This is a genomic window from Microbacterium maritypicum (genome assembly GCF_008868125.1).
GTDB lineage: Bacteria > Actinomycetota > Actinomycetes > Actinomycetales > Microbacteriaceae > Microbacterium > Microbacterium maritypicum.
The window spans coordinates 1,422,441-1,434,737 of sequence record NZ_WAAQ01000001.1 but is presented as its reverse complement, the minus strand read 5'-3'; the positions used below and the strand labels follow the sequence as shown (position 1 = coordinate 1,434,737).

12 protein-coding genes are annotated in these 12,297 nt (G+C 68.1%); 3 read left to right on the top strand and 9 right to left on the bottom strand.

Annotated elements, in window-relative coordinates; all coding sequences use genetic code 11:
- Positions 1-11 precede the first annotated feature (11 nt).
- Positions 12-656, bottom strand: a complete 645-nt coding sequence (locus tag F6W70_RS06905) for an FMN reductase (RefSeq protein WP_151486242.1) — start codon at positions 654-656, stop codon at positions 12-14.
- Position 657: 1 nt separating this feature from the next.
- On the bottom strand, positions 658-1,884 hold the full coding sequence (locus F6W70_RS06900) for an LLM class flavin-dependent oxidoreductase (RefSeq protein WP_151486241.1): 1,227 nt from the start codon (positions 1,882-1,884) through the stop codon (positions 658-660).
- A gap of 110 nt (positions 1,885-1,994) precedes the next feature.
- Here F6W70_RS06900 and F6W70_RS06895 point away from each other — a divergent pair, with 110 nt between their 5' ends.
- Together F6W70_RS06895 and F6W70_RS06890 are read left to right on the top strand one after the other, a co-directional pair.
- Complete coding sequence (locus F6W70_RS06895) at positions 1,995-3,125, top strand: acyltransferase family protein (RefSeq protein ID WP_151486240.1); 1,131 nt, start codon at positions 1,995-1,997, stop codon at positions 3,123-3,125.
- 23 nt (positions 3,126-3,148) lie between these two features.
- Positions 3,149-4,018 carry a serine hydrolase domain-containing protein gene (locus tag F6W70_RS06890; protein ID WP_151486239.1) on the top strand — a complete coding sequence of 290 codons (870 nt, stop codon included), beginning with the start codon at positions 3,149-3,151 and terminating at the stop codon, positions 4,016-4,018.
- Between the two features lie 4 nt (positions 4,019-4,022).
- Here the strand turns inward: F6W70_RS06890 and efeB are convergent, their stop codons facing one another.
- The 3 genes from efeB to efeU are packed head-to-tail and all read right to left on the bottom strand — an operon-like array spanning position 4,023 to position 7,539.
- On the bottom strand, positions 4,023-5,327 hold the full coding sequence (gene efeB / locus F6W70_RS06885; RefSeq protein ID WP_318278826.1) for an iron uptake transporter deferrochelatase/peroxidase subunit: 1,305 nt from the start codon (positions 5,325-5,327) through the stop codon (positions 4,023-4,025).
- A 38-nt stretch (positions 5,328-5,365) separates the two neighbouring features.
- Entirely contained in the window at positions 5,366-6,598 is a 1,233-nt protein-coding gene (efeO, locus tag F6W70_RS06880) for an iron uptake system protein EfeO (RefSeq protein ID WP_141386362.1), read from the bottom strand.
- Positions 6,595-7,539: an iron uptake transporter permease EfeU gene (efeU, locus tag F6W70_RS06875; RefSeq protein WP_151486238.1), complete on the bottom strand. Its 945-nt coding sequence runs from the start codon at positions 7,537-7,539 to the stop codon at positions 6,595-6,597. The genes efeO and efeU overlap by 4 nt, the downstream gene beginning before the upstream one ends.
- Positions 7,540-7,689: 150 nt before the next feature.
- On the opposite strand from efeU, the gene F6W70_RS06870 reads away from it, so the two are divergent.
- Positions 7,690-8,694, top strand: a complete 1,005-nt coding sequence (locus F6W70_RS06870) for an isopenicillin N synthase family dioxygenase (RefSeq protein WP_151486237.1) — start codon at positions 7,690-7,692, stop codon at positions 8,692-8,694.
- Positions 8,695-8,702: 8 nt separating this feature from the next.
- On the opposite strand, the gene F6W70_RS06865 is transcribed toward F6W70_RS06870, so the two are convergent.
- The 4 genes from F6W70_RS06865 to F6W70_RS06850 all read right to left on the bottom strand — a co-directional run bounded on the left by F6W70_RS06865 (position 8,703) and on the right by F6W70_RS06850 (position 12,122).
- Positions 8,703-9,032, bottom strand: coding sequence for a transcriptional regulator (locus tag F6W70_RS06865; protein ID WP_017830936.1), 330 nt, complete (start codon positions 9,030-9,032; stop codon positions 8,703-8,705).
- Entirely contained in the window at positions 9,025-9,894 is an 870-nt protein-coding gene (locus tag F6W70_RS06860) for a hypothetical protein (protein WP_151486236.1), read from the bottom strand. Before F6W70_RS06860 ends, F6W70_RS06865 begins: the two co-directional genes overlap by 8 nt.
- A 76-nt stretch (positions 9,895-9,970) precedes the next feature.
- Positions 9,971-10,636: a GntR family transcriptional regulator gene (locus F6W70_RS06855; RefSeq protein WP_055872768.1), complete on the bottom strand. Its 666-nt coding sequence runs from the start codon at positions 10,634-10,636 to the stop codon at positions 9,971-9,973.
- Between the two features lie 19 nt (positions 10,637-10,655).
- Positions 10,656-12,122: a chlorohydrolase family protein gene (locus F6W70_RS06850; protein ID WP_151486235.1), complete on the bottom strand. Its 1,467-nt coding sequence runs from the start codon at positions 12,120-12,122 to the stop codon at positions 10,656-10,658.
- Between the last annotated feature and the right edge of the window lie 175 nt (positions 12,123-12,297).

Here is a 12,297-nt window from a genome sequence, read left to right as displayed (position 1 = left end):
TCATGCGCGACTCACTCGCCTGCGAGACCGCCCAGCAGATGACCGAAAGAGCGTCCCTCGCCCAGGTACGTCGCGGGATCGTACGGATCGACGACAGCCGAAGCCTCGCGACGCACGATCGCCTCTGCGAGCTCTCTGGCACCCTTCTCGACGCGCTTCGCCAGCGGGGCGACGTCGTCACCAGCGCCACCCCAGTCGCTCGACGCCGCGAACACGCCGGTCGACACGGCCTCCGCGTGAAGATAGGCGAAGAGCGGCCGGATCGCGTAGTCGATCGCCAGCGAGTGCCGCGCGGTGCCGGCGTTCGCACCGATCAGCACGGGTGTGCCGGTGAGAGCATCGGGGTCGAGCACATCGATGAACGACTTGAACAGACCCGAGTAGCTCGTCGAGAAGATCGGCGTCACCGCGATCAGAGCGTCGGCGGAGACCACCGTGTTGATCGCCGTCTCCAGCGCCGGGGGCGCGAACCCCGTGAGCATGTTGTTCGTGATGTCGTGCGCGTAGTCGCGCAGCTCGATCACGTCAACGCTCGCGTCGACGTCGTGCCCGGCGAGCGCCTTCACGGTCTCCGCCGCGAGTCGATCAGCGAGCATCCGCGTGGAGGACGGATTCGACAGGCCGGCCGAGATGACCGCGATGCGACGCGTGGTCATCTCACGCCTCCTTCCGGGCGAGTCCGAACGCCGCACCGGCGGGGGCCGGGCTGTCCTGGTAGGGCGAGTCGCCGGTCAGGTTGTCGCCGCGGTTCGCACCGGGACGCGCCTGTCGGGTCGGGCCGTCGCCGAACTCGGCCGTCACCCGCGCCGCGTGGGTCGGCGCGTCGGGCACGGATGCCGGGCGGTCCTTCGCCATCTCCTTGCGGAGCACCGGAACGACCTCCGAACCGAGGATGTCGAGCTGCTCGAGCACCGTCTTCAGCGGCAGACCGGCGTGGTCGATGAGGAACAGCTGACGCTGGTAGTCGCCGTAGTGCTCGCGCATGGCGGCGTAGCGGTCGATGACCTGCTGCGGTGATCCCACCGTCAGGGGCGTCATCTCGGTGAAGTCCTCCATGCTCGGACCGTGACCGTAGACAGGTGCGTTGTCGAAGTACGGCCGGAACTGGTTCACGGCGTCCTGCGACTTCGCTGCCATGAACACCTGACCGCCGAGCCCGACGATCGCCTGCTCGGGCGTGCCGTGTCCGTAGTGCGCGTAGCGCTGACGGTACAGCTCGATCAGACGCTGGTAGTGCTCCTTCGGCCAGAAGATGTTGTTCGCGAAGAAGCCGTCGCCGTAGTAGGCCGCCTGCTCGGCGATCTCGGGCGTGCGGATCGAGCCGTGCCACACGAACGGTGCGATGCCGTCGAGCGGACGCGGGGTCGAAGTGAAGCCCTGCAGCGGCGTGCGGAACTTGCCCTCCCAGTCGACGACGTCCTCACGCCACAGCTTGTGCAGCAACGCGTAGTTCTCGATGGCGAGCGGCAGTCCCTGGCGGATGTCCTGGCCGAACCACGGATACACCGGTCCGGTGTTGCCACGACCGAGCATGAGGTCCATGCGACCGTCGGACACGTGCTGGAGCATCGCGTACTCCTCGGCGATGCGCACCGGGTCGTTCGTGGTGATGAGCGTCGTGGACGTGGACACGATCAGACGCTCGGTCTGCGCGGCCAGGGCCGCGAGGAAGGTCGTGGGGCTGGAGGACCAGAAAGGCGGGTTGTGGTGCTCGCCGATCGCGAAGACGTCGAGCCCGACCTCTTCCGCGTGCACCGCGATCGCCGTCGTGGCCTTGATGCGCTCCTGCTCGCTCGGGGTGATCCCCGTGGTGGGATCGCGGGTGATGTCGCTGACCGACATGATGCCGAACTGCATCGCCTGCGCGCCTGACTGCTCGCTCATGATTGCTCCGTGTCTCCGAACCGGACGACTCGCATCCGCTTCTATTCATTTGAATGTATCTGTGTCAACGCGCTCACAGCAACTTTATTCCCGGCCTGTACCCTCGAACGATGAGCAGTGCCGGCGCCGACATCGCAGGTCCCCCCACAGGATCGGTTCCCCGCAAGCGCAGGCGCGTGCCGTTCTGGGACAACGCCCGCTACGTCTGCATCGTCCTCGTCGTCCTCGGTCATGCCATCCAGCGCCTCATCTACGACTCCGACATCGCCTTCGCCTTCTACCTGGCGCTGTACGCGTTCCACATGCCGGCGTTCGCGATCATCTCGGGCTACTTCTCGAAGTCCGGCTCCCCCACCAAGACGCAGATGGCCAGGGTGATCACCGACATCATCCTCCCCTACGTCATCTTCGAGACGCTCTGGACGCTCACGAAATGGCTCGTGGAAGGCCAGGCCGACCCGAACCTCACCCGGCCGAGCTGGACGCTGTGGTTCCTGCTCGCCCTCGGCATCTTCCGACTCGTGCTCCCCTACCTCGCCCTGCTGCGCTGGCCCCTGCTGTGGACCATCGTGATCTCGGTCGGCGTGGGCTACCTGCCCAACATCGACAGCACCTTCTCGCTCTCGCGCACCCTGGGTCTGCTGCCGTTCTTCACACTCGGCTGGTGGCTTCGCGAGCACGACATCGTCGACAGGTTCAGACTCCTCGACTTCCGTCCGTGGTGGCTGCGCGCCGGTGCCGTCGCGATCTTCGCGGCGATCGGCTGGGCCGCCTGGAACTGGCTTCCCGTGTGGCAGGCCATCGACCTGCGCCATTGGCTCTTCTACGAGGACTCCTATGCGGACCTCGGTGGTGAGCAGTGGTGGGCCGGCGGTGTCCGGATCCTCCTGATGCTGCTCGCCGTCATCCTCAGCGCCGCCTTCTTCTGCCTGGTCCCCCGAGGCGCGCACAGGTGGACGACGTTCGGTCAGTACACGATGTACGTGTTCCTGCTGCACTCGTTCGTGCTCTACCCGTTCCGGGAGAGCGGGATCCTGCGCGACCTGGAGCCCACCTGGATCTGGCTCCCGCTCGTGACCATCCTGTCGGTCGTGATCGCGCTCGCGTTGGCGACAAGACCGGTGAGACGGGTGTTCCGCCCGCTGGTCGAACCGCGGCCGGGCTGGCTGTTCGCCGATCCGGAGCTCGCCTCCAAGGAGGGCCGCAGGAATGACCCGACCGGATCGCGGCGACCGCGCTAGAGGCGGGCGATAACCTCGAGAGCGTGACCCGCGCGCAGACCGTCCGAGACCGCATCGTCGAACAGGTGGAGTCCTCGGGATTCGGCGCCCACGGCCTGCATGTGCGCGTGGCGCCCGACACCGCCCAGCACCGGTGGACCGCCGATGTGCGCGAGGACGTCCACTCCATCGCGAAGGGCGTCTGTGTACTCGCCGCGGGGATGGCAGCGGATGAGGGCGCTGTGTCCCTCGACGAGCCCGTGTCGACGTATCTTCCCGGCTTCGAGCTCGGAGAGGGCGTCGACGAGGTGACTCTGCGGCATCTGCTCTCCATGACGAGCGGCGTCGATCTGCCCTGGTCCGAGACGATGATGACCGACTGGCCCGACCTCGCGCGCGAGTTCCTGCGGCGACCGTCGCGCGGACGGACTTTCCAGTACTCCAATGCGAGCACCTACACCGCGATGGCCGCCCTGGCCGCACGCGTGGGCGACGTGGGCGATTACCTCGTCCCCCGCCTGTTCGCCCCGCTCGGCATCGACGACGTGGAGTGGGAGCGCAGCCCCCGTGGTCGCATCCTCGCCGGGGGCGGCCTTCCTCTGCGCACGGAGGAACTCTCCCGTCTCGGCCTGCTGATCCGCGATCGCGGCGTATGGGAGGGGCGCCGGCTGGTCGCTTCCGCGTGGATCGACCAGATGCACAGCGACTGGGGCGCCGCCGGGGAAGGTGCGATCTATGAGAGATACGCTCTGGCGGGATGGGCCGGCCCCGGCCCGGCCTGGCGGCTGCACGGCGCCCACGGTCAGCTGCTGATCTTCGTCGACGACGCCGTGGTCACGATCACCGCCGACGACCACTTCGGCGCCGACGACATCGCCGCCTTCGCGGTGGAGACGCTCGCGCGCGCGTCCTGACCCGTCAGGCGAACAGGGCCTCGCCCACGAAGGATCCCGGCTCCGCCCCCGCCGGCACAGCCCAGATCCCGGAGCCGACGTGGCGGATGTACTCGTTCATCAGGTCGGTCGAGAGCCGTCGCTGCAACGAGATGAACTGCGCAGGGTCGCGCTGATAGGACAGGAAGAAGAGTCCGGCGTCGAGCCGGCCGAGCGCATTGTTCCCGTCGACGTAGTTGTAGCCCCGGCGGAGGATGCGGATGCCGTCGTTCTGATCGGGATGCGCGAGGCTCACGTGGCTGTTCGCATCGATCGCGGTGGAGTCGAAGACCGGGGCGGTGAACTCGTCCCCGCCCGAGAGCGGCGCCCCCTCGCCCTTGTCGCGACCGATGATGTTGTCCTGCTCGGACAGACGAACTCGATCCCAGGTCTCGATGAGCATGGCGATCTTCCTCGCCACGAGATACGAGCCGCCGGACAGCCACGCCGGCTCGTCGTTCGAGGACACCCAGACGTGGTCGGCGAGTGCTTCGGTGTCGTCGGCCAGGATGTTCGCCGTGCCGTCCTTGAACCCGAAGAGGTTGCGCGGCGTCGCCTGCGCCGCTGTGGTGCGCGACGTCTTGCCGAACCCGAGCTGCGACCAGCGCAGGCGCGCGCGCCCGAAGGCGATGCGGCTGAGGTTGCGGATCGCGTGCACCGCGACCTGCGGATCGTCGGCGCACGCCTGGATGCAGAGGTCGCCGTGGGAGGTCTGCGGATCGAGATCGTCTCCGAGGAAGGCGGGCAGACGTTCGAGGCCTGCCGGACGCTGCGCGGCGATCCCGTAGCGGTCGCCGTCCTCGTTCTCGAAGAGTCCGGGCCCGAAGCCGAATGTGAGCGTGAGTCCGGCCGCCGGAAGCCCGAGAGCCTCTCCCGTGTCGTCCGGCGGAGCCTCGGCCGGCCCGCCCACCGCACCCGTCGCGCTCACTTCGAGGCCCTGCACCATGCGCGATGCGGCATAGGACCAGTCCTGCAGCAGCGAGATCAGGTCTTCGCGATCGGTCCGCGGCATCATGTCGAAGCTCGCGAAGTGCAGATGATCCTGCACCGGAGTGGTGATGCCCGCCTGGTGGGCGCCGAAGAACTCGTACGCGGAATGCGCGTCTTCCGCTGCGCGCGCCCGGCCGATCGCCACCCCGCCGGTGAGCCCGGCGCCGGCGCCGACTGCAAGCCCTGCGACGCCCCCGCCGATGGCGAGGCCCAGAAGGCCTCGCCTGCTCAGCCCGGAGGGAGCGGATGCCGCGCCCGTCGATGATTCCTCGGGTGCGGCACCCGCTTCTGGTTCGTTCACGTCCGTGATCGTACTCGGTCAGTCCAGCGCGACGCTGGTCAGTCGAGGACCGTGCTGGTGAGCTGCGACAGCGGCTCGGCCAGGGCGTTGATCAGATCGGTGAACTCGCGCTTGTCCGCCTCGGTCAGCTCCGAGTAACCCACGAAACCGTCGGTCAGGGAACCATGGGCGGCGAGGGACTCCTCGAGGGCGGCGTAGCCCGACTCGATCTGAGCGACCAGAGCCTCGCCGTCATCACCCTGCGCGACGGCGAAGTCCTGCACCAGCGAGAACGCCATCTTCGAGCCCTCGACGTTCGCGGCGAAGTCGTAGAGGTCGGTGCCCGACCACCAGTCCTCCTCACCGGAGATCTTCCCGGTGGCCACCTCGTCGAGCAGCGCGATCGCTCCGTTCGAGATGCCGCCGATGCCCTGATCGTCGAGCGCGGTGGTGAAAGCGTCCGAGTGCACGTAGTCGTACAGCTCCTGCACGTCGGCGAGCAGCAGGTCGCCGTAGTCGGCGCGCTCCTGCGGCGTCGACGGCGCCCAGTCCTGCCATGCCGGGGTCTCGCCGTCGGCGTTCAGCGCATCCTGCGCCGGGACCCACAGGTCCTTCTCGATGCGGTGGAAGCCCGTCCAGTCCAGCCCCTCGGCCACCGCGTCGACCTCGCGGTAGTCGATGCGCGGGTCGAGGTCGCCCAGCGCCTCGGCCACGGGCTCGATGCGCTCGTAGAACGCGCGGGTCTGCGGGAAGAGCGTGCGCGCGGTCTCGTCGTCACCGGACTCGTAGGCGGCGACGAAGTCCTCGACGGCCGGGACGAGCTGACCCACCTGGTCCTTCACGAACGCGGCGTAGAGATCGACGGCCTTCTGCTTCTGCTCGGCATCAGGGCCGTCCACCGCGACGCGGTCTCCGGTGACGGTGAACGCCGTCTTGCCGACGCCGTCGCCGATCATGCCCGGCTTGCAGAGGGTGAAGTAGTCTCCCGGCTGCGCGACGACCGTGAGCGTGCGCGATGCCGCGGGGGCGATGTTCTCGACCTCTCCGACGATACGCAGCCCGTCCTCGGCCAGCAGGTAGAACTCCGAGACCTGATCGGTGTCGTTCTTGACGTTGAAGGTCAGCGTCCCGCTCTTCGCCGTCGCCGCGGACACGGCGCAGTCGGTGGCGGTCGACGAGACGTCGAAGGCCGCGGTGGCCTGCGCGTCACTCTTCGCGACGCAGCCGCTCAGGACGAGGACGGCTGCTCCCGTGGCGGCGAGCACCCCCAGGATCCGGTGCGAGGTGGTCATGCTGCTCCTTGTTGTGAGAGAGAGGGGGATTCGGATGAGGGTTCGGTCGAGCCGTGCGGCTTCGACGGACGCCTCGAGCGGAGACCGCGGATGTAGAGCCATCCGACGATCGAGATGTAGAGCACCCATCCGATGACCTGAAGCCACGTCATCGCGGGCATGAAGCCGACGGTCGCCTGCAGGATCGAGGCGAGCGGCCCACCGGGGGCGATCGTCGCCGAGACGTCGAACGCCCACCCGAAGGGGAACGCGGTCCAACCCACGGCAACGCCGCCGGTCACGGCGTCGATGGGCGCCAGCGCCGTGAACGGCCCGGGAAGGGCCCCCGCCTCCTGCAGGTCCATCAACGCGTAGGCCAGGACGCCGGCCGCGACGATGACGAGGAAGCCGCCGGTCCAGGCGAAGAAGCGACGCAGATCGAGGCGCAGCGCACCGCGCGAGATCAGCCAGCCGATGATCACGGCTGCGACGAGCCCGAGCAGGGCGCCCAGGAGCGCCGAGGGGGCATCGCCGAACGACTGGACCATCGACCACAGCAGCAGGGTCGTCTCGATGCCCTCGCGAGCGACGGACACGAAGCCGATGGCGATGAGCGCCCACAGGCCGCCCGCGGTGAGGGCGCGGTCGATACCGCCCTCCAGGGTCGCCTTCATGCTGCGACCGGCACGCTGCATCCAGAAGATCATCCAGGTGACCATCGCGACGGCGAGCAGGGAGAGCCCTCCCCCGATCAGCTCCTGCGCCTGGAACGTGAGCTCATAGGCGCCGAAGGTCAGTACCGCGCCGATGCCCAGCGCCAGCGCGATCGCGAGGCCGACTCCGGCCCACATCTTCGGCAGCGCATCCTGCCGGCCGAGGCGACGGAGGTAGGCGACGAGGATGCCGACGACGAGCGCGGCTTCGAGACCCTCGCGGAGCCCGATGAGAAAAGTGGCGAGCACGGAAGAACACTCTCTGGCGGTGACTGAGGTAAGGCAGCCCTTACCTCAGAGACTCTAGCACCGTCACGACAGCGCTCCGAACGCACGCACCGGAAGTAACGGAGCGCAACAGAGGATCGCACCCCCGGGCGAGCGACGTAGCCTCTGTCCATGGCTGAACTCTCGCTCCCCATCCTCGACCTCTCGCAGCTCGACGAAGGCCCCGACGCCGCGGCACGATTCCGCGACGACCTCCGTGCGGCGACGCACGACGTCGGATTCTTCTACCTCACGGGAACGGGGATCTCCCCCGAACTCGAGGAGCGACTGCACCGGGCGGCCCTGGACTTCTTCGCGCTTCCCGACGAGGAGAAGCTCGCGATCGAGAACGTGAACAGCCCGCACTTCCGCGGCTACACCCGCATCGGCGGCGAGCGGACACAGGGGAAGGTCGACTGGCGCGAGCAGATCGACATCGGCCCCGAGCGCCAGCCCGTCGACGACGGCCCCGCCTTCAACCGGCTCATCGGCCCCAATCTCTGGCCGTCGGCGCAGCCCGACCTCAAGGACGTCGTCGCCGAGTGGCACGAAACGCTGTCCGAGGTCGCGCGCAAGCTCCTGCGCGCCTGGGCGCAGACTCTGGGCGCGGACGAGTCCTACTTCGACGAGCATTTCGGTGAGCCGTCGACGCTCATCAAGATCGTCCGTTACCCGGGAACCCACGAGCCGGAGCCGCAGCAGGGCGTGGGTGCACACAAGGATTCCGGCGTGCTCACCCTGCTCTGGGTGGAGCCGGGCAAGGGCGGCCTGCAGGTCGAACGCGACGGAGCGTGGGTCGACGCTCCCCCGGTGCCCGGCGCGTTCGTCGTCAACATCGGAGAGCTGCTGGAGTACGCCACCGGCGGCTACCTGAAGGCCACGAACCACCGCGTGGTGTCGCCGCAGGCACCGGACGAGCGGATCTCCATCCCGTTCTTCTTCAACCCTGCGCTCGACAAGCGCCTGCCGCTGATCGAGCTGCCGGAGGAACTGGCGGCGGAGGCGAAAGGGGTGACCGAGGACCCGAGCAACCCCATCCACGCCCTCTACGGGGAGAACGCGCTCAAATCACGTCTGCGCGCGCACCCCGACGTCGCCGCCATCCACCACGCCGACCTCGTGGGCGCCCCGGTCTGACCGAAGGGTCACAGCATCTGTGCGCCGCCGAGGGCGACGATCTCGCGCAGCGCCTGGAGATGCGCCGCGAAGGCGTCACGTCCCGTCTTCGTCGACCGCACCCAGGTGCGCGAACGGCCCCCGACGGTGCCTTTGCGCGCGAGCACGTAGCCGGCTGCCTGCAGATGCGTGATGGCCTTGCTCAGGGGCGAGTCGCCGCACTGGAGGATGTCGCGGAGCGCCGGGAAGTCGAGCTCCATGCCGTCACCGAGCGCGGCCATGAGCGAGAACCGGATCGGTGAGGCGAAGTTGTCGTCCAGCTGCGTCCGCGGATGGGGCCTCGGGGGCGACTCAGCCACGGCTCGCCCGCCCGGGGATGAAGGACGCGACGATGACGAGCACCATCACGACCGCGCCGCCGACGACGCCCGCGAGCCCCCGATCACCGAGCACGTCTCCGCCGAGCACGAGTGCCACGGGGACGCAGGCCGCCAGAAGGAAGGCCGTGACGTGCGGCCAGCGCCACGAGGCCCCGACGGCGGGCAGGCCCACGGGTGTGTTGAACACCACCAGCCAGGTGAACAGCGCCAGCATCACCAGGAGCGTGATCACGCTCCTGAGCACACCGTCGGGCGCTCCGGCGAGCATGGTCAGCACACCGAGTACGACGCCGACGAGAACAGTCCCCCACCGAAGGGCGGTGGGGAGCGCGAGGGGTGAAGGCCGCGGGGGTCGCGGATCACCGGCCGCGCGCACGAGCTGAACCGCGCCGTAACCTCCTATACCCACCAGGACCAAGCCCGCCGGGATGAGCAGCATGCCGACGGGGAGCCTCGTATCCAACGCCACGAATCCGAACACGAGGACCGCGCCGACGAGAACGACGCCGCCACCCAGAAGAAGCGGCCACCGTGAAGCACTCCAGCGCCACTGCATCCCGTGGCGCTGAGCCATCCCGCTCGCCAGCTGCACCCACACCAGGAACGTGAACAGGATCACCTGGGAGGCGAGGACGTCGTCCTGCCGGAGGACGAGCGCGAACGCCACGAGATACCCGGCCGTGACAGCCGCATTGACCATCTGGAGCCCGGCGAGCGCGCGTCGGTCGATGGCACGGTCCCGGCGCTCCACCACCGCATCCGCGGCCGCCAGATACTGGCGCGCGACGTCGGCATCGGGCGGATCGAGGGCATCCTGACCGGGAATCGGCTTCTGCTGCACGTCGAACCTCCTCCACTTTCCGTATGGAAAGCTTTCTACTTTCCTATCGGAAACCCGGGAGGGGGTCAACCCCTCGCTACCAGTGGAGCGCCTCGGCGAGGGCTTCGATGATGGGCTCTCGACCCTGCTCGATGTGCGCGTAGGCCTGGGCGGCGGCGACCTCTCCGCGACCGGCGACGATCGCATCGAGCAGCTGCTGATGCTCCACCGCGTGCTCCTGCTCGCGCGTGGCATGCGTGATCCCGAAGATCCACTGCATCCGACCGAGCATCGGCGCGAGACTGCGTTCGAGGATGCGGTTCCCCGAGAGCCGGACGATCTCGAGGTGGAAGCCGAGATTGGACTCCCCCAGCTCCACCGTCTCCCCCGGCGCGAGAGCGCGCTCGAGAAGCTCGCGCAGCCGATCGGCGCTGGCTGCTCCCGAGTGCACACGCTGCGCGGCGTGCCGCGTGGCATAGGGTTCGATGCACAGACGCGCGTCGTAGAGCTCCTCGACGTCGGCTCTCGTCACCGGAGTGACACTGGCTCCCTTGTTGCGCGTGGCGACGACGAATCCCTCGGTCTCCAGACGCTGCAGCGCTTGACGGACGGGCACGCGTGAGACCTCGAACCGCTCGGAGAGGTCCCTCTCCTTCAGCCACGCCCCCGGCGTGAGCTCCCCGACGATGATCCTGTGCAGCACGCCGCGATAGACCCGCTCGGCGAGGGCGGATCCATCGGTGATCGTGCTGTCGGAACTCATCGCGGAACCTCTCGGGATGTCAGGCATGGAGGGGGAAGACCGGAGGGAAGAGCTCGCCCGTCGTTCCGCACCGATGGTCGCGCCCAGTGTAGGCGTTCCGCATACGCGCGAAGAGGATCTGCGTGTCGTCGCGAATCGCGTCGAGGTCGATGCCGTCGATCCTGCCGTCGCGCATGACGACCCTGCCGGCGACCATCGTCAGGCAGGCATCGCGGGCCGTGCCGTTGAGGACCAGAGTGCGCAGCGGGTCCTCCACAGCACCCATCCGCACGTCGTCCAGTCGGAAGGCCGTCAGGTCGGCCTGGGCGCCGACGGAGATCCGACCGAGGTCCGCTCGGTGGAGCGCCTTCGCACCGCCGAGCGTCACCGCATCGACGTATCCGGCGAGGTCACCGGCAGCGAGACTGCCGTTTTGCACCTTCGCAACCGACACACCGGTGTCGATGCCGCGGATGAGGTCGGGCGGGAACGAGTCCGTGCCGAGGGCGATATTCACCCCGGCATCGCGATACCGCCCGAACGTCTCGAGCTCCGAGCCGTAGCGCGCGTTGGTCAACGGGCAGTGCACGATCGACACCCCGGCCGCGACGAGACGGGCGAGATCGCCCCTGTCCTCACCGTGCACACGCGGGTTCACGTCGAGGAACACGCCGTGCGGAACGATGAGGCGATCGTTCAGGAGCCCTCGTTCCTCGATCAGGTCGAGCGGCGTGCAGCCGTGCTCTTCCAGGATCAGTTCGCGCTCCACCTCACCCTGCAACGCGTGCAACCTCACGATCGCGCCACGCTCCGCAGCCGCCACGGCCGTCGCCGAGAGAAGCTCGGGAGTCAGCGTCTCGATACGGCAGGGCAGGAAGACCGGCGTGAGCAGTGGGTCGCCGAGCGCGGCCATCTCGTCATGGAAGCGGACGGCGTCGGCGAGCCCGGCCTCTCCCTCGTCCGGCGCGAAGCGCACCACACGCTCACCCTCGGCCGTGACGACGTTCACGCCCGAGCGATAGGACGGGCCGAGGAATCCGCGCAGACCGAGCGTGCGCGAGAAGGACGCCATCCGGTGCAGATCGGCCGCCGACTCCGCCCAGACCGAGTGCACCTCCGATGCGATGGGCATGTAGCTCGTGATGCCGTGCAGGGCGAGCTGCACGAGGGCGATCTCGCGGATGCGAGCGCGCTCATCGTCGTCGAAGACGTGGTGCCGCGCATCGAAGTACTCCTCCGACCACTGCAGACGAGCAGCCTGCTCGCGTGTACCCCAGGCGTCCAGGATCAGGTGGTCGATGTCGGTGAGCGCATCCAGATCGATGAGCCCCGGCATCAGCAGGCTCTCGCCGAGGTCGATGCGTTCGTCGATGTCGGACGGCGCGCTCTCAGCGGGACCGGCGAAGACGATCAGATCGTCTTCGACGACCACGGCCCCCGTCCGGATCTCCCGGTGGGAGGTGCCGTCGAACACCAGCACGTGGTCGGCGGTGAGAAGTGTGCGCATGAGAGCCCCGATGATCTGAGATGCGATTTGGTATCCAAAATCTACCCCACGCCACTCCAGCTCTTCAAGCACCGTCGACTTCTAAGACTGAAACTCGGGATTTTCTGAATTTTGGTATCCCAACATCGCGAACGCTGGTATACAATTCTGAGCACCCGCTCCCCGAACCATCAAG

What these genes read in the sequence shown, in the direction of transcription:
- F6W70_RS06905 (WP_151486242.1), bottom strand. Translation starts at nt 656, where the DNA reads ATGACCACGCGTCGCATCGCGGTCATCTCGGCCGGCCTGTCGAATCCG.
- F6W70_RS06900 (WP_151486241.1), bottom strand. Translation starts at nt 1,884, where the DNA reads ATGAGCGAGCAGTCAGGCGCGCAGGCGATGCAGTTCGGCATCATGTCG.
- F6W70_RS06895 (WP_151486240.1), top strand. Translation starts at nt 1,995, where the DNA reads ATGAGCAGTGCCGGCGCCGACATCGCAGGTCCCCCCACAGGATCGGTT.
- efeO (WP_141386362.1), bottom strand. Translation starts at nt 6,598, where the DNA reads ATGACCACCTCGCACCGGATCCTGGGGGTGCTCGCCGCCACGGGAGCA.
- F6W70_RS06870 (WP_151486237.1), top strand. Translation starts at nt 7,690, where the DNA reads ATGGCTGAACTCTCGCTCCCCATCCTCGACCTCTCGCAGCTCGACGAA.
- F6W70_RS06855 (WP_055872768.1), bottom strand. Translation starts at nt 10,636, where the DNA reads ATGAGTTCCGACAGCACGATCACCGATGGATCCGCCCTCGCCGAGCGG.
- F6W70_RS06850 (WP_151486235.1), bottom strand. Translation starts at nt 12,122, where the DNA reads ATGCGCACACTTCTCACCGCCGACCACGTGCTGGTGTTCGACGGCACC.